The 18,775-nt window shown below is 73.7% G+C and carries 17 protein-coding genes; 9 read left to right on the top strand and 8 right to left on the bottom strand.

Annotated elements, in window-relative coordinates; all coding sequences use genetic code 11:
• Nucleotides 1-38 precede the first annotated feature (38 nt).
• The 3 genes from cobC to cobA all read left to right on the top strand — a co-directional run bounded on the left by cobC (nucleotide 39) and on the right by cobA (nucleotide 3,557).
• Entirely contained in the window at nucleotides 39-1,184 is a 1,146-nt protein-coding gene (gene cobC / locus AB0873_RS14735; protein ID WP_366600214.1) for an Rv2231c family pyridoxal phosphate-dependent protein CobC, read from the top strand.
• A complete protein-coding gene (gene cobT / locus AB0873_RS14730) occupies nucleotides 1,184-2,251 on the top strand; it encodes a nicotinate-nucleotide--dimethylbenzimidazole phosphoribosyltransferase (RefSeq protein ID WP_366600213.1) in 1,068 nt (355 codons plus the stop codon). Before cobC ends, cobT begins: the two co-directional genes overlap by 1 nt.
• A gap of 67 nt (nucleotides 2,252-2,318) precedes the next feature.
• Nucleotides 2,319-3,557, top strand: a complete 1,239-nt coding sequence (gene cobA / locus AB0873_RS14725; protein ID WP_366600212.1) for a uroporphyrinogen-III C-methyltransferase — start codon at nucleotides 2,319-2,321, stop codon at nucleotides 3,555-3,557.
• A gap of 219 nt (nucleotides 3,558-3,776) precedes the next feature.
• On the opposite strand, the gene otsB is transcribed toward cobA, so the two are convergent.
• Together otsB and AB0873_RS14715 are read right to left on the bottom strand one after the other, a co-directional pair.
• Nucleotides 3,777-6,380 (bottom strand): trehalose-phosphatase, encoded by a 2,604-nt coding sequence (otsB, locus tag AB0873_RS14720; RefSeq protein WP_366600211.1) that lies wholly within the window; start codon nucleotides 6,378-6,380, stop codon nucleotides 3,777-3,779.
• On the bottom strand, nucleotides 6,377-7,777 hold the full coding sequence (locus tag AB0873_RS14715; protein WP_155330636.1) for a trehalose-6-phosphate synthase: 1,401 nt from the start codon (nucleotides 7,775-7,777) through the stop codon (nucleotides 6,377-6,379). Before AB0873_RS14715 ends, otsB begins: the two co-directional genes overlap by 4 nt.
• 316 nt (nucleotides 7,778-8,093) lie before the next feature.
• Between AB0873_RS14715 and ettA the strand changes: the two genes are divergently transcribed.
• The 4 genes from ettA (at nucleotide 8,094) to AB0873_RS14695 (ending at nucleotide 11,645) form a co-directional block, all read left to right on the top strand.
• A complete protein-coding gene (gene ettA, locus AB0873_RS14710) occupies nucleotides 8,094-9,770 on the top strand; it encodes an energy-dependent translational throttle protein EttA (RefSeq protein WP_155330637.1) in 1,677 nt (558 codons plus the stop codon).
• 2 nt (nucleotides 9,771-9,772) lie between these two features.
• On the top strand, nucleotides 9,773-10,219 hold the full coding sequence (locus AB0873_RS14705) for a thioesterase family protein (protein ID WP_155330638.1): 447 nt from the start codon (nucleotides 9,773-9,775) through the stop codon (nucleotides 10,217-10,219).
• Entirely contained in the window at nucleotides 10,216-10,926 is a 711-nt protein-coding gene (locus AB0873_RS14700; protein ID WP_366600210.1) for a hypothetical protein, read from the top strand. Before AB0873_RS14705 ends, AB0873_RS14700 begins: the two co-directional genes overlap by 4 nt.
• A gap of 131 nt (nucleotides 10,927-11,057) precedes the next feature.
• Complete coding sequence (locus AB0873_RS14695; protein WP_155330640.1) at nucleotides 11,058-11,645, top strand: YbjN domain-containing protein; 588 nt, start codon at nucleotides 11,058-11,060, stop codon at nucleotides 11,643-11,645.
• Nucleotides 11,646-11,675: 30 nt separating this feature from the next.
• Here AB0873_RS14695 and AB0873_RS14690 read toward each other — a convergent pair whose 3' ends face one another.
• From AB0873_RS14690 to AB0873_RS14680, 3 genes are all read right to left on the bottom strand, one after another.
• Nucleotides 11,676-12,092 carry a globin gene (locus tag AB0873_RS14690; protein WP_366600209.1) on the bottom strand — a complete coding sequence of 139 codons (417 nt, stop codon included), beginning with the start codon at nucleotides 12,090-12,092 and terminating at the stop codon, nucleotides 11,676-11,678.
• A 78-nt stretch (nucleotides 12,093-12,170) separates the two neighbouring features.
• Nucleotides 12,171-13,607 carry an MFS transporter gene (locus AB0873_RS14685; protein WP_366600208.1) on the bottom strand — a complete coding sequence of 479 codons (1,437 nt, stop codon included), beginning with the start codon at nucleotides 13,605-13,607 and terminating at the stop codon, nucleotides 12,171-12,173.
• 221 nt (nucleotides 13,608-13,828) lie between these two features.
• Nucleotides 13,829-14,857, bottom strand: coding sequence for a mechanosensitive ion channel family protein (locus AB0873_RS14680; RefSeq protein WP_366600405.1), 1,029 nt, complete (start codon nucleotides 14,855-14,857; stop codon nucleotides 13,829-13,831).
• Between the two features lie 359 nt (nucleotides 14,858-15,216).
• Between AB0873_RS14680 and AB0873_RS14675 the strand changes: the two genes are divergently transcribed.
• On the top strand, nucleotides 15,217-15,750 hold the full coding sequence (locus tag AB0873_RS14675) for an HNH endonuclease (RefSeq protein WP_155330642.1): 534 nt from the start codon (nucleotides 15,217-15,219) through the stop codon (nucleotides 15,748-15,750).
• Between the two features lie 11 nt (nucleotides 15,751-15,761).
• Here the strand turns inward: AB0873_RS14675 and AB0873_RS14670 are convergent, their stop codons facing one another.
• The 3 genes from AB0873_RS14670 to AB0873_RS14660 all read right to left on the bottom strand — a co-directional run bounded on the left by AB0873_RS14670 (nucleotide 15,762) and on the right by AB0873_RS14660 (nucleotide 17,685).
• Nucleotides 15,762-16,541: a class F sortase gene (locus AB0873_RS14670; RefSeq protein WP_366600403.1), complete on the bottom strand. Its 780-nt coding sequence runs from the start codon at nucleotides 16,539-16,541 to the stop codon at nucleotides 15,762-15,764.
• 102 nt (nucleotides 16,542-16,643) lie between these two features.
• Nucleotides 16,644-17,108: a hypothetical protein gene (locus AB0873_RS14665; RefSeq protein ID WP_366600207.1), complete on the bottom strand. Its 465-nt coding sequence runs from the start codon at nucleotides 17,106-17,108 to the stop codon at nucleotides 16,644-16,646.
• A 115-nt stretch (nucleotides 17,109-17,223) separates the two neighbouring features.
• Nucleotides 17,224-17,685, bottom strand: coding sequence for an Lrp/AsnC family transcriptional regulator (locus AB0873_RS14660; RefSeq protein WP_366600205.1), 462 nt, complete (start codon nucleotides 17,683-17,685; stop codon nucleotides 17,224-17,226).
• A 169-nt stretch (nucleotides 17,686-17,854) separates the two neighbouring features.
• Here AB0873_RS14660 and AB0873_RS14655 point away from each other — a divergent pair, with 169 nt between their 5' ends.
• On the top strand, nucleotides 17,855-18,757 hold the full coding sequence (locus tag AB0873_RS14655; RefSeq protein ID WP_366600204.1) for a tryptophan 2,3-dioxygenase family protein: 903 nt from the start codon (nucleotides 17,855-17,857) through the stop codon (nucleotides 18,755-18,757).
• Nucleotides 18,758-18,775: the final 18 nt, after the last annotated feature.

Below are 18,775 nucleotides of genomic sequence, written 5' to 3'. Positions count from 1 at the left end.
GCTGTCCCGCGCGCCGCCTTCCCGGCAGGATCGCGGTCATGCGTGAGAGGCAGTCGGGACACCCCGGGCCGAGCGAGGCGCCCTCCGGCGTGGTGCTCACCTTCCCCGGCGCCCGGGGCGGGTCCACCGGGCCGCGGGACGAGCCCGACCTCGGGCACCACGGCGACGTGGAGGCCACCCCGGGCCTGGTCGACCTGGCCGTCAACGTGCGCCGCGCCCCGATGCCCGACTGGCTGGCCGACCCGATCACCGCCGCGCTCGGCCACCTCGCCGCGTACCCGGACGCCCGTCCCGCGCGGGAGGCCGTCGCCGCCCGGCACGGCCGGCCCCCGGCCGAGGTGCTGCTGACCGCGGGCGCCGCCGAGGGCTTCGTGCTGATCGCCCAGGCGCTGCGCGGCGTCCGCCGCCCGGTGGTCGTGCACCCGCAGTTCACCGAGCCCGAGGCCGCCCTGACGGCGGCCGGGCACCGGGTCGAGCGGGTGCTGCTCGACCCGGCCGAGGGGTTCCGGCTCGACCCCGCGCGCATCCCCGCCGACGCCGACCTGGTCATGATCGGCAACCCGACCAACCCGACCTCGGTGCTGCACCCCGCCGGCGACGTCGCGGTGCTGGCCCGCCCGGGCCGGATCCTCGTCGTCGACGAGGCGTTCGCCGACACCACCACCGCGTCGGGCGTCCCCGGCGAGCCGGAGTCCCTCGCCGCCCGCCGTGACCTGCCCGGCCTGCTGGTGGTCCGCAGCCTCACCAAGACCTGGGGGCTGGCCGGGCTGCGGATCGGCTACCTGCTCGGCGACGCCGCCCTGCTGGGCCGGCTCGCCGCCGTGCAGCCGCTGTGGCCGGTGTCCACGCCGGCCCTCGCCGCCGCCGCCGCCTGCGCCGGGCCCGAGGCGGTCGAGGCCGAGCGCGCGATCGCCGCCCGGCTCGCGGCCGACCGCGACCATCTGGTCGCGCGCCTGACCGCCCTACCCGGGGTACGCGTCGCGGGCCGGCCGGCCAGCGCCTTCGTGCTGATCCACACGCCCGGTGCCGCCGCCGTGCGGGTCGCCCTGCGGGAGCGCGGCTGGGCGGTACGCCGAGGCGACACCTTCCCCGGGCTCGGCCCGGACTGGCTGCGGATCGCCGTCCGCGACCCGGCGACGACAGACGCGTTCATCGAGGTACTGGCGGAGATCCTGGAGGCGTGATGCTGGAGACGACGATCGCGGCGATCGGACCGCTCGACGAGCCGGCGATGGCGGCCGCCCGCGACCTGCAGGGCCGGCTCACCAAGCCGGCCGGCTCGCTCGGCGCGCTGGAGGAACTTTCGGTACGCCTCGCCGGCCTGGCCGGCGCCTGCCCCCCGCCGCTGCCCGAGCCGGCCGCGGTGGCGATCTTCGCCGGGGACCACGGCGTGCACGCCCAGGGCGTCACCCCGTGGCCGCAGGAGGTCACCGCGCAGATGATCGGCAACTTCCTGGCCGGCGGCGCGGTGGTCAACGCGTTCGCCCGGCAGGCCGGCGCCTCGGTCACCGTGGTGGACGTGGGCGTCGCCACGCCGCCCGTCGCCGCCCCGGGCGCGGACACCGGTCCCCGGCTGGTCGAGGCGAACATCCGGCGCGGCACCCGGGACATGACCGTCGAGGCCGCCCTGACCCGTGCCGAGGCGCGGGCCGCCGTCGAGACCGGCATCCGGGTCGCCGGCGACCTGGTCGACGCCGGGGCGGGCATCCTGCTCACCGGGGACATGGGGATCGGCAACACGACCCCGGCCGCCGCCCTGGTCGCGGCGTTCGGCGGGGTCGACCCCGCCGAGGCGACCGGTCGCGGTACCGGGGTCGACGATCCCACGTACCGGCGCAAGATCGAGGTGGTGCGGGCCGCGCTGCACCGGCACGCGCCCGACCCGGCGGACCCGCTCGGCGTGCTGGCCGCGGTGGGCGGCCTGGAACACGCCGCCCTGGCCGGGCTGATCCTGGGCGCCGCGGCCCGCCGGGTCCCGGTGCTGCTGGACGGGGTCATCGCGGTCTCCGCCGCGCTGGCCGCCGCGGCCTTCGCCCCGCCCGCCACCGGCGCGATGGTCGCCGGGCACCGCTCGGCCGAACCGGGCGCCACGGTGGCGCTGCACCGGCTGGGGCTGACCCCGCTGATCGATCTCGGGCTGCGCCTCGGCGAGGGCACCGGCGCGCTGCTGGCCCTGCCCGTGGTCACCGGCGCGGTACGCGTGCTGCACGAGGTGGCGACGTTCGACGCGGCGGGGGTGGCCGAGAAGTGAGCGAGCGGACCAGGCGGCTCAACCCCGCGGCGCCCGACGTCGCCGGGGTGCGGAGCGGGGCGGCGGTGTGAGCCGGAACCCGTACCCCCTCGGCCTGCGCCTCGCCGGCCGGCGGGTGGTCGTGGTGGGTGGGGGAGCGGTGGCCACCCGCCGGGTGCCGGCGCTGCTCGACGCGGGCTCGGACGTGTTCCTCGTCGCGCCGGAGTTGACCCCGGCGCTGCGCGCGCACGTCGACGCCGGCCGGCTGCACTGGGCACGGCGCCGCTTCGCGCCGGAGGACCTGGACGGCGCCTGGCTGGTGCAGGTGGCGGTCGACGACCCGATCGCCGCGGCGTCGGTCAGCGCGGCGGCCGCCGAGCGGCGGATCTTCTGCGTCCGTGCCGACGACCGGGCCGCGGCGACGGCCTGGACGCCCGCCGTCACCCGGCACGGCCCGGTGACCGTGGCGGTCCTCGGCGGCGGCGACCCGCGCCGCGCGATGACCGTGCGCGACGCGGTCCGCGACCTGCTGAGTGCAAGGAAGGACCCCTTCCCAACTCCTCAGGTAGAGGAGGGGTCCCCTGTTAACGCCCCCGGCGGGCGCGTGGCGCTGGTCGGCGCCGGGCCGGGCGACCCGGAACTGATCACCCTCAAGGGGTGGCGCCTGCTCACCGAGGCGGAGGTGGTGGTCGCCGACCGGCTCGTTCCCGGGCTGCTCCTGGACGAGCTACGGCCCGACGTCGAGCTGGTCGACGCCTCGAAGATCCCCTACGGCCCGTCCCGGGCGCAGGAGGAGATCAACCGCATCCTGGTCGACCGCGCGCTCGCCGGGAAGGCCGTGGTACGGCTCAAGGGCGGTGACCCGTACGTCTTCGGCCGTGGCGGCGAGGAGCTGCTGGCCTGCGCCGAGGCGGGCGTGCCGGTGACCGTGGTGCCCGGGGTGACCAGTGCGGTCGCGGTGCCGGCGGCGGCCGGCGTGCCGGTGACCCACCGGGCGGTGGCGCACGAGTTCACCGTGGTGTCCGGGCACGTCGCACCCGATTCGCCCGCCTCCCTGGTGCGCTGGGAGCACCTGGCCGGGCTCCGCGGCACGCTGGTGATCCTCATGGGGCTGAAGAACCTGCCCGCGATCGCCGCGACGCTGGTCGCGCACGGCCGACCGGCGGACACCCCGGCGGCCGTCGTGCAGGAGGGAACGACCGGCGCGCAGCGGATGCTCCGTTCGACACTCGGCACGGTCGCCGCCGACGTCGTCGCCGCGGAGCTGCGTCCGCCCGCGGTGGTCGTCGTCGGCGACGTGGTGCCGGTGCTCGCCGCGGCCGGCTGAGCACCCGACCCCGGTCGGGCGCCGCCGGAGGTCCCTCGTCCCCTTTGCTCTGCTTCAACCCACGCGCCGGTTCGCCGGCGTTTCCGGTGCGTCCGTTGAAGCAGAGCAAAGGGAGCCGGCAGGAGAGCTGGGCTGGCGGGGTGTGGCCGGTCAACCCGGTCGCGGCCGAACGCGCGACGGCGGCCGGAACGTGTCCGGCCGCCGTCGTCGCTGGTCAGGTCACTGCTTGAGCATGTTGTCCAGCAGCAGGGCGCAGCGGATCACGCCGAGGTGGCTGTAGGCCTGCGGGTGGTTGCCCAGGCCGCGCTCAGCGAGGGGGTCGTACTGCTCGGGCAGCAGCCCGGTCGGCCCGGCGGTGTCGATCATCTGCGTGAACAGCTCCTCCGCGTCGGTGCGGCGGCCGGTACGCAGGTACGCCTCGACGAGCCACGACGTGCAGATGTGGAAGCCACCCTCGCGACCGGGCAGGCCGTCGTCCCAGTGGTAGCGGTAGACGACCGGGCCGCTGCGCAGATCCGCCTCGATCTTCAGCACCGTCGACAGGAACCGGGGGTCGTCGCCGGGGAGCAGCCCGGAGAGCCCGATCCAGAGCGAGGACGCGTCGCTGTCCTCGTGCCCGTACGCGACGCTGTACGCCTCGGCGTGCTCGTGCCAGCCGTACTCCAGCACGTTGGCGCCGATCCGGTCCCGCAGCTCCACCCACTCCGGTCGGTCCTCCCCGCCGTGTTGGCGGACGACGTGCAGCGCCCGGTCGACGGTCATCCAGCACATGACCTTGGAGAAGATGTGGTGCCGGGGTGGGAGGCGGGCCTCCCAGATGCCGTGGTCCGGCTCGTGCCAGCGGCGGCGGACCGCCTCGACCATGTTCTCCAGGACCCGCCACTCGTCCTCGCGGACCGTGCCGCGCGCGTCGGCCACGGCGGCGATCAGATCGGCGATCGGGCCGAAGACGTCGAGCTGGAGCTGGTGGTTGGCCAGGTTGCCGACCCGGACCGGCCGGGAGCCGGCGTACCCGGGCAGCGTGTCGATGACCGCCTCGGCGCCCAGCTCGTAGCCGTCGACCGTGTAGAGCGGGTGCAGCCGCTCCGGGTGCCCGCCGGTGCGCTCCACGACGCCGTCGATCCAGCGCAGCAGCGCCTCGGCCTCGCCGGTCGAACCGAGGTCGACCAGGGCGCGGGCGCTCATGGCCGCGTCACGCAGCCAGCAGTAGCGGTAGTCCCAGTTGCGGACGCCGCCCAGCTCCTCCGGCAGCGAGGTGGTCGCGGCGGCCAGGATCGAGCCGGACGGCTCGTGGCAGAGCCCTCGCAGGGTGAGCGCGCTGCGGGCGACCAGATCCCGGGCGGTGCTCGGGAGCCGTAGCGAGGCCACCCAGTCCTTCCAGGGTTGCTCCGCGGCGGCCTGCCGCTCGTGGATCGGCAGCCGGTGGTGTTCCAGGCTGTGGGTGCCGAAACGCATCTCCAGCACGACCTGCCCGCCGGCGGCGGAGAGGTCGACGACGGCCTTGGCCGTCTCGTACACGCCGTCCCCGGTGACCTCCCACTCGACGCCGGGCGAGTAGAGCGCGACCGGCTCGTTGGAGCCGAGCACGAGCAGGCCGTCGCCGAGCGGTTGCAACTGGACGGCCACCTGCCCGAACTCGGGCCGGGGGGCGAACTCCAGGCGGGCCCGGCCACGGCCGGTGAGCACCCGGACCAGGGTCGAGTCGGCGCTGATGATCGCCGGGCCCTCCGGCGTGGTCTCGGTGTCCGGGAGGTCGAGCCAGTCGGTCACGGCCAGGCCGGACCAGCGGGTCTCGAGGGTCATCGTGCGCGACCGGTACCGCTGGCCGAGCGGGATGCCGCCGCGCTCGGGCGCGACGCTGAAGTATCCGGCCGGGCCGCCACCCACCAGGTCGGCGAAGATCGCCGCCGAGTCGGGCTTGGGGTTGCAGAGCCAGGTGATCTTGGCCTCGGGGGTGACCAGGGCGACCGTACGCCCGTTGGCCAGCATCGAGTGTCGCTCGATGGGCACCGCCCGCTCGCCGAACAGCCAGTGTCGCCGGGTCTCCAGCAGCAGCCCGAGGGCCCGGGCCGCCTCGATCGGCTCGGCCACCCGGTACTGCGCCTTGGTGTCGCCCGGCCCGATCTTGATGCCGACGTCCGGGCCGTGCAGGTTGCCGAAGGCGTTCTCGTCGGTGACGTCGTCGCCGATGAACAGCACGGCGCTCGCGGAGAGCTGGGTGCGCAGCTGGTCGACGGCCGTGCCCTTGTGGGTGGCCACCACCGACAGCTCGATGACCTCCTTGCCCTGGGTGACGGTGACGCCGTCCCAGGTGGCGGGGCCGCTGCGGACCGCCTCGATGGCGGCGGCGGCGACCTGCGGGTCGGCGCCGCGGGTGTGCACCGCCACGCTGGCCGGCTTGCGCTCCAGCCGGATCCCGGGGTGGGCGGCGGCGATCTCCCGAAGCGTCTCGCGCAGCCGGGTGCGGACGGCGATCAGCTCGGGGGAGAGCCGCTCGACGAAGCCGATGTCGAACTCCGAGCCGTGGCTGCCGACCAGGTGGACCTCGCTGGGCAGCCGGGACAGCGCGGCCAGGTCGCGCAACGCCCGCCCGGAGACCACCGCCACGGTGGTCTGCGGCAGCGCGGCGAGCGCGCGCACCGCGGCCACCGACTCCGGCAGCGGTACGGCCTTGCTCGGGTCCTCGACGATCGGCGCGAGCGTGCCGTCGTAGTCGCAGGCGATGAGCAGCTGGGGGACGCGGGCGATCCGGCCGATGGCGGTGCGCAGCTCCCGGTCCAGGCTGCCGGCGGTGGACGTGACGACGTCGGGGGCGGCGTTCACGCGGCGTCCGCCTCGGGCACGCCGAGCTCGGTGAGGAACGACTTCGCCCAGTGCCCCACGTCGTGGGTGCGCAGGTGGCGTTGCATTGTCCGCATACGGCGGCGGGCCTCCGGCTTCTCCACGTGCACGGCCCGCAGCAGGGCGTCCTTGACCGCGTCGGGGTCGTGCGGGTTGCACAGGAACGCCTGACGCAGCTCGGTGGCGGCGCCGGCGAACTCACTGAGCACGAGCGCGCCACCCTGGTCGGCGCGCGATGCGACGTACTCCTTGGCCACCAGATTCATTCCGTCTCGCAGGGGGGTCACCATCATCACGTCGGCGGCGGCGTACATCGCGGCCAGCTCAGTGCGACTGTACGACTGATGCAGATAATGCACCGCGGGGACGCCCACCCTGCCGAATTCGCCATTAATCCGACCAACCTCGCGCTCGACCTTGACGCGAAGTGCCTGGTAGTGCTCCACCCGCTCGCGGCTCGGCGTCGCCACCTGCACCATAACCGCGTCCGGCACTGTCAACTTTCCGTCAGCGAGCAGCTCGCGGAACGCCTTGAGCCGCAACTCGATGCCCTTGGTGTAGTCGAGCCGGTCGACGCCCAGGATTATCGTCTTCGGGTTGCCCAGCTCCTCCCGGATCTCCTTCGCCCGCGCCTGGATGGCCGGGTCGGCGGCCAGCCGCTCCATCTCCATCGTGTCGATCGAGATGGGGAAGGCGCCCGCCTTCACCTGGCGGCCGTCCACCTGGATCATCTGCCCCTCGTAGCGGAGGCCGAGCAGGTGCCGGGCCAGCCGGACGAAGTTCTGCGCCGCCAGTCGCTGCTGGAAGCCCACCAGGTCCGCGCCGAGCAGCCCGCGCAGGATCTCGGTGCGGAACGGCATCTGCATGAACAGCTCGATCGGCGGGAACGGGATGTGCAGGAAGAAACCGATGCGCAGGTCCGGCCGCAGCTCGCGGAGCATCGCCGGCACGAGCTGGAGCTGGTAGTCCTGCACCCACACCGTCGCGCCCTCGGCGGCGACGTCCGCCGCGGCCTCCGCGAACCGGGCATTGACCAGGCGGTACGCCTCCCGCCAGCGTCGTTTGTAGACCGGCGTCTCGACCGCGTCGTGGTAGAGCGGCCAGATCGTGGCGTTCGACTGCCCCTCGTAGTAGCGCTCGAGTTCGTCCGCGCTGAGCGGCACCGGGTGCAGCCGGATGCCCTCCAGGTCGAACGGCTCGGGCGCGGCGCCGGTGCCGCCGGCCCAGCCGACCCAGGTGCCCTTGTGCTCGGCGAGGACCGGGTGCAGGGCGGTGACCAGTCCGCCCGGACTGCGTCGCCACTGCCGCCCCTCGGGTGTGCTCACCTCGTCGACGGGCAGGCGGTTGGCCACTACGACAAAGGAGCTACGGACGGTCACGTTCGGCCACCTCCGGGTGCAGACGGGTCCACCGCGATGAGCGTACTGAGCGTAGCTGCGGCCTCTGGTGCCCCGTGTCGGAGTTACCTACCCGTCCCACGTCCGCCGAACCCCCGGCGTGATCTTGGCGACAGCGGTGTGCCGCGTACCGGGAAGAGGCGGGGTGATGTGGGCGGAGCGCGGCGTACCTGTCAGGATTGACGACGGCGTGCGTGCGGCCGGGCTTTCGGCCGGCGGCGGCGGGCGGAAGTCGCGGCCCGCGCCCGCGCCCGCGCCACAAGCTCGCGACCGCAACCGACGGAGGGTAGCCCGCACCGTGGCCCAGTTCATCTACGTCCTGGACAAGGCGCGCAAGGCGCACGGCGACAAGGTCGTGCTCGACAACGTGACGCTGAACTTCCTGCCGGGTGCCAAGATCGGTGTGGTCGGCCCGAACGGTGCCGGTAAGTCCAGCCTGCTCAAGATCATGGCCGGCTGGGACCAGCCGAGCAACGGCGAGGCCCGGCTGATGCCCGGCTTCACCGTCGGCATGCTGGCGCAGGAGCCGCCGCTCAACGACGCCAAGACCGTCCTCGGGAACATCGAGGAGGCGGTCGCCGAGACCAAGGCCAAGCTGGAGCGGTTCAACAAGATCGCCGAGCAGATGGCGACGGACTACTCCGACGAGCTGATGGAGGAGATGGGCAAGCTCCAGGAGGAGCTGGACCACGCCGACGCGTGGGACATCGACTCCAAGCTCGAGCTGGCCATGGACGCGCTGCGCTGCCCGCCGCCGGACGCCGACGTCACGCAGCTATCCGGTGGTGAGCGCCGCCGGGTCGCGCTCTGCAAGCTGCTGCTGGAGACGCCCGACCTGCTGCTGCTCGACGAGCCGACCAACCACCTGGACGCGGAGAGCGTGCAGTGGCTTGAGCAGCACCTGGCCAAGTACGCCGGCACCGTCATCGCGATCACCCACGATCGGTACTTCCTCGACAACGTGGCCAACTGGATCCTGGAACTGGACCGCGGCCGTGCCTACCCGTACGAGGGCAACTACTCCACGTACCTGGAGAAGAAGGCCGCCCGGTTGGCCGTCGAGGGTCGCCGGGACGCCAAGCTGAAGAAGCGCCTCTCCGATGAGCTGGAGTGGGTCCGCTCCAACGCCAAGGCCCGGCAGACCAAGTCGAAGGCCCGGCTCGACCGGTACGACGAGATGGCCACCGAGGCGGAGAAGACCCGGAAGCTGGACTTCGAGGAGATCCAGATTCCGCCGGGCCCGCGCCTGGGCAGCACCGTCATCGAGGCGAAGAACCTGACGAAGGCCTTCGGCGACCGGGTGCTGATCGACGACCTCAGCTTCTCGCTGCCGCGCAACGGCATCGTCGGCGTGATCGGCCCGAACGGCGTCGGCAAGACCACCTTGTTCAAGACCATCGTCGGGCTGGAGGAGCCGACCGACGGCACGGTCCGGGTGGGCGAGACGGTCTCCCTGTCGTACGTCGACCAGAGCCGGCAGGGCCTCGCGGGCGACAAGACGGTCTGGGAGGTCGTCTCCGACGGCCTGGACCACCTGATGGTGGGCAAGGTCGAGATGCCGTCGCGGGCGTACATCGCCGCGTTCGGCTTCAAGGGGCCGGACCAGCAGAAGCCGACCAAGGTGCTCTCCGGCGGCGAGCGCAACCGGCTCAACCTGGCGCTGACGCTGAAGATCGGCGGCAACGTCATCCTGCTCGACGAGCCGACCAACGACCTGGACGTGGAGACCCTCTCCAGCCTGGAGAACGCGCTGCTGGAGTTCCCCGGCTGCGCCGTGGTCATCTCCCACGACCGGATGTTCCTCGACCGGGTCGCGACGCACATCCTGGCCTGGGAGGGCGACGACCAGAACCCGGCGAAGTGGTTCTGGTTCGAGGGCAACTTCGAGGCGTACGAGAAGAACAAGATCGACCGTCTGGGCGCGGAGGCCGCCCGGCCCCACCGGGTGACCTACCGCAAGCTGACCCGCGACTGAGCATGGCGGACCGTTTCGTCTACCACTGCACCCTGCGGTGGTCCGACCTGGACGCGTACGGCCACGTCAACAACTCGCGCTTCCTCACCCTGTACGAGGAGGCGCGGGTGGCGTTGATGTTCGCCGGCGGCCGGGCGTGGGGGGTGGGCTCGTTCGCCGACGGCGTGGTGATCCGCCGGCACGAGATCGACTACCTGCGGCCGGTCGACTACGCCCTCGGCCGGGCCACCGCGGAGGCGGCCCCGACGGTGCGGATCGAGATGTGGGTGGCGGAGATCCGGGCGGCGGCCTTCACCGTCGCGTACGAGATGTACGACGGCGACCGTCTCGTCAGCCGCGCCCGGTCGGTGCTGGTGCCGTTCGACCTCGACCTCCAGCTGCCCCGGCGGCTGTCGCCGGAGGAGCGCGAGTTCCTCCTCACGTACGCCCCGCAGGCCGGCCCGGCGTGACCGGCCCGGACGACGCCGGCCGGGAGGCCGCCGCGGTCGCGGGTCACGGGCTGTCCGGCGTCGCCGACGCGGGCGCGTTCCTGGCCCGGCTGGTCCGGCTGGACCGGGCGGCGCTGGTGCGGCTGCGCCCGGCCGGCGCCGAGGGTCGCACCGCCCTCTGGGGGCGTTTGCCGTGGGGAGTGCTGGTCGTCCGCACGGTCGCCGGTGCCGGCCCGGGTGACGACGTCACCGTGGCGGCCGGCCAGCTGCTGGCGGAGCTGACGGCCGGCGGTGCGGCGCTGCCGGCCCGGCGGGACGCCGACTGGCGCTGGCCGTTGCCGCCCGCGGCCAGCCGGCGGGTGGAGACCCTGCCGGCCGCCGAGGTGCGCCGGGTGGCGTCGGCCGCCGCGGACGCCCTGCGGGACGCCTCGGCGCACGGCGTGGGCGGACGCGCGGTGGGGCAGCGCGCCCTGCGCGACGCCCTCCTCGACCACGTGCCGGTGGTCGTCACCCCGGACGTTCCGCCCGGCGAACCGGTCGAGGTCTCCCAGCGGTTGGTCCAGGGTGTGGTGCGCATGGGCTTCCTGGGCGGGGACGAGACGGGCGGCGGGGTGCAGGTGCGTGCCGCCGGCCGGTGGGTCGGTCTGGTCGGCCCGTACGGAGCCGCATGGTCGCAGACGGCGACGGATCTCGCCGTCCGGCCGGCGGCCAACCATCCGTTCGGGTGACCCCCGATCATCCTTCTGTCCTGGGGCTGTCGTTGGGGGGATGCTTCCGCCCGGCTGTCCGGGTACCGTCCATCCTCGGATCCAACGCACCGTAGGCGACTGGATCCGCTGGGGAGTGAGGTGCGCGAGCGATGCCGTGGTGGTCATGGCGCCCCGGTCCCGCCAACGGCGGCGGTGACCCGGACAGTCGTAGCGGGATCACAGTGGAGGGCACCGTCCGGGTCGGGCCCCCGACCCCACGTCAGCCGGGCGACAACTGCCCAGGTGCCGACCGTCCCCCGATCGCCGACATGCCGGCGACCGTCGCACCGGTGACGCTCAGCCGGGTCTGCGACGCGCTCGACCTGCTCGATGTGCGCTATCTGGCCGACGGCGACGGCAACCTGCTGGCGATGTGGGAGCGGCACGCCGTCCTGGTCACCCTCGAGGGCCCGGAGGACGAGATCCTGGTGATGCGGGCGCGTCCACACGCGACGGTCCCGCCGGACTGGGAGGACCGGGCCTACCGCGTCGTCAACGAGTGGAACCACACCCGCCGCTTCTGCAAGGCGTACATCGGCGACCCGACCGAGCGCGGTCAGCTCCCGATCTACGCGGAGCTCCAGGTGCCGTTCGGCGCCGGGGCGCACGACGCGCTCCTGGTCGAGATGCTCGACTGCGGCGCGGCGGTGGCCACCAGCTTCGTCGACTGGCTGCACGACGAGGGCGCCCTGCTCTGAGGCGCCGTCGGGGGACCGCCCCGGCCGGGGTCACGCCGGCGCGGCCGGGTCCTCCATCACGTTCACCATGAAGTACGCGGCCCGCTCCAGGTACTCCCAGAGCGCGGCGGCGAGGTGGGGCGGCAGGTCCAGCCGGTCCACGGCGTGCCGCATGTGCTTCAGCCACGCGTCCCGCTCGGCGGCCCCGATCCGGAACGGCGCGTGCCGCATCCGCAGGCGCGGGTGCCCCCGCTGCGCGGAGTACGTGTTCGGCCCGCCCCAGTACTGCATCAGGAACAGGGTCATCCGGTCCGCCGCCGGCCCCAGGTCCTCCGGGTACATCGGGCGCAGCAGCGGGTCGGTGGCGACGCCCGCGTAGAACTCGTCCACCAGCCTGCGGAATGTCGACTCCCCACCGACCGCCTCGAAGAACGTCGTCGGCGCACCGGACTCAGCTGCGGGATTCACCGTTCCATCCTGCCAGGTGCCCCGGTGCCGCTCCGGCGCCGCCCGCTGTGGGGCGGGTCACCGCCGTGGTGGGACCGGTCAGGTCACCACGTGCCAGTGGCGCCCTGACTCGCCCGACCGGCCGCCGTCCGGGTGGTCCCCGGGACCACGGCCGCCCGCCGGGGTCCGGCCCGGCCCGCCGGGTGACCGGGACGGTTGTGGTGGCACCTCCGCCGAGCCGTCCGGCTTTGCCACCGGTCGGCCACCCTGCTGGGCGGCGGTGACCGCCGCGTCGACGGTGGCCGGGCTCGGCCAGTTCAGCGCGACGAGAGCCATCAGCAGGACGCCCGCCGCGCTCCAGACCCCGACCACCAGTGGAATGGAGAAACGGTCGGCGAGCAGGCCGGTGACCAGGACCGCGAGGCCCTGGATCACCTGGACGCCGGTCGCCATGACACCGAAGGCCCGAGCGCGGAAGCCGTCCGGCAGGGCCCGCACGAACAGGCCGTTGGCCATCGGCAGCATGCCGGCGACGGCGAACCCGCACGCGGCCGCCATCAGCGCCACCACCAGCGGTGGCGGGTCGAGCAGGGCGGGAACCAGCGTCAGGGGGGCCACGACGGCCAGCGGCCGCATCAGCGCCAGCCGCCGGGCCGGCGTCACCGCGCGGCCGACGATCAGACCGCCGAGGATGAACCCGACCGGATTGGCGGCCATGATGACCGCCTGGGCGGCCCCCCGCTCCATGTCGTCGGCGTGCCGACCCGCCCACGCCGCCGCGAGGCCCTCCGGGACGATGGAGAACAGCATCGCGCTGAAGACCAGGATCGCGATGGCGCGCAGCACCGGGGTGCCGAAGACGATCCGGAAGCCCTCGCCGGTCTCCCGGAGCAGGTGGCTGCGGTGCGCGGCGGTCATCGCGGGCGGCCGGTCGGCCACGCCGAGGCGGACGAGGACGGCCGACGCGCCGAAGGTCCCCGCGTTGATCAGCAGGGCGGCGGCGGGGTTCGCCGCGGCGACGGCGGCACCGGCCAGGTAGCCGACGACCTGCGCGGCCTGGCCGACGCTGGCGTTCACGGACAGGCCGACCACGAGACGGTCACCGCTCAGGATGAGCGGCATGAGCGCCGACCGCGCGGCCTGGCTCGGCGGGTTGGCCAGGGTGGCGAGGAAGAGCAGGGCCAGGATCGCCGGGCTCGGCATTCCGGGGATCGCGATGACCAGCATCAGCGCCATCCGGACGAGGTCGCAGGTGACCATGACCCGCCGGTACGGGTACCGCTCGGCGAGCGTCGCGAGCAGCGGGCCACCGACGATCCAGGGCAGGTAACTGACGGCGAACGCGGCGGCGGAGAGCGCCACCGACTCGGTCTCCCGGTAGATCAGCAGGGTGACGGCGGCCTTCGCGATGTAGTCGCCGATCCAGCCCAGCGTGCTCGCCGTGAAGACGGCCCGGTACTCGCGTTGGGCGAACACCTCGCGGAAGGTGGCCGGCCCTTCCGGAGAAGGTCGCTCGTCGGACACCGTCGCCTCCATCGTTCCGCTGGACCGGCCACTCGTGATGGCCCGGCCTGGGAACCGTCGTCAGATCTGCCGATCAGCGAGGACGTGACCACGCTCCGCGGGGGGAGCGTGTGCACGGGATTCTGCCCGAAAGTCCGACAACTGGCTAGGCCGGACGGGTTGATCGTCGCATCGCCGACTGAACGAACGGACGATACCCGAGGGGCCGGCCGGCGGGAACCCCGCTGCTTTCGTCAGGTGGCGCCCCCGACCCCGGTCTCGCCGGGCGCCCGTACCGGCAGGCCCGGGTAGAGCCGAGCTGCGGCGATCTTGGCGGTGATCCCCGAGTTCTCCAGGGCCTCGGCCAGCCGGCGGCGCAGCTCCCGGCCCACCGCGAACTGCCCGTCCGCCGTCGTCTTCACCACGGTACGGATCACGGCGCCCTCCACCGTCATCTGCTCGACGCCCAGCACCTCCGGCGCCTCGACGATTTCCGGCGCCAGCTCCGGGTCCAGCGCGACCGAGGCGGCCGCCGTCCGCAGCACCGCCGTCGCCTCCTCGGTACTGGCGAAGCCGATGGGCAGGTCGACCACGACCAGCGCCCAGCCCTGGCTCTTGTTGCCGACCCGGATGATCTCGCCGTTGCGGATGTACCAGAGCACCCCCCGCCCGTCCCGGACCGTCGTCACCCGCAGCCCCACCGACTCGACCACACCGGTGGCCTCACCGAGGTCGACCGTGTCCCCGACGCCGTACTGGTCCTCGATCAGCATGAACAGGCCGGCGATCAGGTCCTTCACCAGGCTCTGCGCGCCGAAGCCGAGCGCCACGCCGGCGATGCCCGCGCTGGCGAGCAGCGGCGCCAGGTCGAAGCTGAACTCCTTGAGCACCATCAGCAGCGCGATGCCGAAGATGAACGCGGTGGCGAGGCTGCGCAGCACGGACCCGATCGCCTCGGCCCGCTGGCGCCGCCGCTCCGGGATGAACTCGCCCGGCTCGGTGGGCGCCGTGGGGATCCGTTCCCGCAGCGGCCGGAGCATGGTGGGTACGCCGGCCTCGCTGGTCGTCCGGACGAGCCGCTTGATCGTCCGGTGCACCAGCCACCGTGCCGCCACGGCCAGCAGCAGGATCAGGGCGATGCGCAGCGGCTTGATCAGGATCCAGTAGCTGCCCTCCGCGAACCAGACGGACCCGGTCAGCTCCCAGGCGCCGCGGCAGACCGTCTCGTCCAGGCACTCCGGGCTCGGGGTGCCTGCGGGGGCGGGGGTCGGCGCGGCCGACATGATCGAGATGGATTCATCCACCCTGTCTTCGTACCGCAAGCGGCCGGACCGCTGCCGGTCGACCCGCCACGGCGTGACCCGGAGCGGGATCGGCGTCGACGTCCCGCCCGCGCGACCGGTCCCGGTCGCCGGCACCGGCCCGGCCGGCGGCCGTGATCAGGGCGAACCGGTCATCGGTGGCAGGGGCGGGGAAAGCTTCGGTGGGGGACCCCGGATTAGTACGTGCAATCCGGGGTCTTATCAGGGACGATTGGCGCACGGACGTCGGTGATCCGGGCCGGCGTCGGTCGGTGGGTCGCTGCGCCCGTTTCCGGCCGGCGGTGGCGAGCAGGGGCCGCTGAACCGGGAGGGTGAGCGCGATGCCTGACATACGACCCACGGTGGGCTCCGGCGCGCTCGTCCTCAACGCCACCTACGAGCCCCTGTGTGTCGTGTCCGTCCGTCGTGCCGCCATTCTCGTGCTCTCCGCGAAGGCCGTCTGCGTCGCCGACGGCGACGGCGTCCTGCACAGCGCCCGCAACTCGCTCCCGGTCCCGTCGGTCGTCCGGCTCACCCGCTTCGTCCGGGTGCCGTACCGCACGCACGTGGGCCTGTCCCGACGGGCGATCTTCGCCCGCGACGGCTGGCGCTGCGCCTACTGCCGGGGCCCGGCGGAGACCATCGACCACGTCTTCCCCCGCAGCCGGGGCGGCCGGCACGCCTGGGAGAACGTGGTGGCGGCCTGTGCCCGGTGCAACCACACGAAGGGCGACAAGACCCCCGCCGAGCTGGGCTGGCGGCTGCACGCGCTGCCGGCCGCCCCGAAGGGCACCGCGTGGCGCGTGCTCGGCCACCGGGCGCCCGACCCGCGCTGGGCGGACTGGCTGGACCTGCGCGAGCCCGAGGCGGCCTGAGCGGGCCGGGCTCACCGCGGCCGGGAGGTCACCAGCGAGGCGAACACCACGACGTTGTCGGCGTAGCCGGTCCCGCCGCCGACCCACCGGCCGCCGCAGGTCACCAACCGCAGGTTGGGCCGGCTGAAGTCGCCGAAGACCTGGTCGGCCGGGAATCTCTCCTTGTCGAACCGCTCCACCGAGTTGACCTCGAACACCGCCACCGTGCGGTCGGAGCGGGTCACCTCCACCTGGTCGCCCGCGTCGAGGGTGCGCAACCCGTGGAACACCGCCGGCCCGGTGGTGGTGTCCACGTGCCCGACGATGACGGCCGGGCCGTACTGCCCCGGGGTCGGGCCCTGGTCGTACCAGCCGGCCTCGTGGGCGCGGCCGGCATCCGGCGCGGCGATGGTGCCGTCCGGGGCGAGCCCGACGGTGTGCACCGGGGCCGCCACGTCGATCGCCTCGATCTCGATGGCGACGGGCGGGCTCGCGGGCAGCACCGGGAACTTCTTCGGCGGCGGACGCAGGCCGGCCGTGAACCGGTCCGGCAGCAGGCTCATCCCGGTGATCCGCTCCACCCCGAGCATCGCGATGATCAGCACCATCAGCGTCCCGATCACCAGGACCGGCACACCCGGGTTCCGCGAGGGCACCAGCCGCCGGCCGGCGGCCACCCAGCGGTGGCGCGGACGCGCCGGCAGTGGACCGGCGGCCGGGTCGGTGGTGGGAACGCTGGCGGCGACGGTCTGCCCGGCGACCCGCCGCAGCCGCCGTGCGGTCGCGCCGGCCAGCCGGGCGGACGCCCGCAGCGCCCGCCGGGTGGCGGCCCCCGCCCGGGCCCGCCGGGTGGCCGCCCGGGCCCGGCCCGATCGGGTACGCCTGTGCGCTCCGGCCATGGCGGGAGGTGGAGGTCAGGCGCCGGCCCCGGAACGGCGGCTGCCGAAGAAGCCGAACCCGACGGCGAGGGCCACCGCGGCGATGCCACCGATCAGCAGCAGCGAGCCGGGCCCGCCGGCGGTGCCGCCGCCCCCGGTCGCCGGCCCCTTCGTGGGCTGCTGCATGTTCAGCACCGTCAGCGTCGTGGTCGCGGTGTTGCTGTTCTCGCAGCGCAGGTCCACCTGGTAGTCGCCCGGCTCCCTGCTGCCGGGGATGGTGACCTGCCCGGTGAGGAAGCCGTTGTCCGGCCGGAGGAACACCCGCCCGAAGGCGTCGGACTGCACCGTCGCCTGGCGGTTGTTGGCGTTGTCGCAGCTGGCCCGGATGCTGACCCGGGTGCCCGCCTGCGCCGGGTTCGGCGTCACCTCGACGAAGGCGTTCTCGGTGGCCCGCACGGGTGCGGCTCCGACCAGGACGAACGCCGCCACCAAGGCCAGCATGGCGAGTACGCGATGACCCCGCATGATTCCCCCTCCCGGTGACGACCACCGGAACCCCTCCCCGGGTGACCGGCCCTGCTTTCCCGCTGGCCCGGCGGCAAACCCCGGGTGCGGGTCAGCGCCGGGCGGGTGGGGCGGGTGGGGGCAGTGGGGTTACCGGGTGCCAGTCCAGTGGGGTGGACAGAACCATGGTGCTGGACGGCTGGCCGTACGGGGCGAGTCGGTCGATGACCGCCTCGAACTCCCCGATCGACCCGGCCGCGACCTTCAGCATGCTGCACGCGTCGCCGGTGATCCGGTGGATCTCCATGATCTCCGGCCAGCTCTCCACCTCCGGGTCGTTGAGGATGCAACGGGCTCCGTAGCAGGACATCCGGATCAGCGCCACGACCGTCCGCCCGGCCCGGCTCAGGTCGACGTGCGCGTGGTAGCCGGTGATCACACCCGACTCCTCCAGCCGGCGTACGCGTTCCGCCACCGCCGGCGGGGACAGGTGCACCCGCCGGGACAGTTCGCTGTACGACAGCCGGGCGTCGGCCTGCAGCTCGCGCAGCAGCGCCCAGTCCATCTCGTCCACGCACCGACCTTACGTTCTTCAACCGGATCGGTGCCATCGCCTTGCGATCAACAGGCAATGGGCCGGCAGAGACGTTGATCCGGCATTCCATTGGCCGTTCCCGCCGCGGGATCATGTCGGTCATCCGGCGGGGACGCCGGGTGACCCGGTATGTGGAGGGAGTGGACCGGTGGAACGGACGGACCTGCGGGCGGCCACCCGGGCGGCGGTGCGGCCGGTCACCCCGCGCCAGCGGGCCGCACGGGCCGCCAGCAACGGCGGCGAGCCGACGTTGGATTTCGGCGGGCGGGTCCCGTACGACGCGTACGTGCAGGCCAGCACGCTGCACCGGTTGCAGGCGCCGCTCAGCGACGACCCGGGCGAAATGTCGTTCCTCATGGTCAGCCAGATCATGGAGTTGTACTTCGGGCTGACCTGCCACGAGCTGCGCGAGGCCCAGCGCCACCTGCGCGCCGACCGGATCTGGGACGCCCTGGCCCCGCTGCGCCGCGCCGCCCTGCACCTGGAGGGCCTGAACGCGGCCTGGAACGGCCTCCGCTGGATGACCCCGGCCGACTTCAACCGGTTCCGCAACCTGCTCGGCGAGGGCTCAGGTTTCCAGTCGGCGATGTACCGCCACCTGGAGTTCCTGCTGGGCCTCCGGGACGAGGCGCTGATCCGGCCGTTCCGCCGGCAGGCCGAGGTGTACGCCGAGCTGCGCGCCGCCCTGGCGGCCCCGAGCCTCTGGGACGACGTGGTCGCCCTGCTCGCCCGGCACGGGCACGAGGTCCCCGCCGAGCTGCTGGACCGGGACGTCACCGGCGAGCACCAGCCGCACCCCGCCGTCGAGGCCGCCTGGGTACGGATCTACGACGAGGAGGCCGGGCCGGAGAACCACCTGCGCCTGCTCGGCGAGGCGCTGACCGAGGTGGCCGAGCAGTTCGGCGACTGGCGGTGGAACCACATCAAGGCCGTGCAGCGCACGATGGGCGCCAAGGTCGGCAGCGGCGGCTCCGCCGGGCTGGCGTGGCTGCAGCGCAGCATGGCCCGGGTGGTCTTCCCGGAGCTGTGGTCGGCCCGGACCGCGATGTGACCGAAGGTCGAGACATCC

The organism is Micromonospora sp. NPDC047707 (genome assembly GCF_040704235.1).
Taxonomy (GTDB): Bacteria; Actinomycetota; Actinomycetes; order Mycobacteriales; family Micromonosporaceae; genus Micromonospora.
Note: the sequence above shows the minus strand (reverse complement) of the source record. Positions and strands in the feature narration are given on the sequence as shown.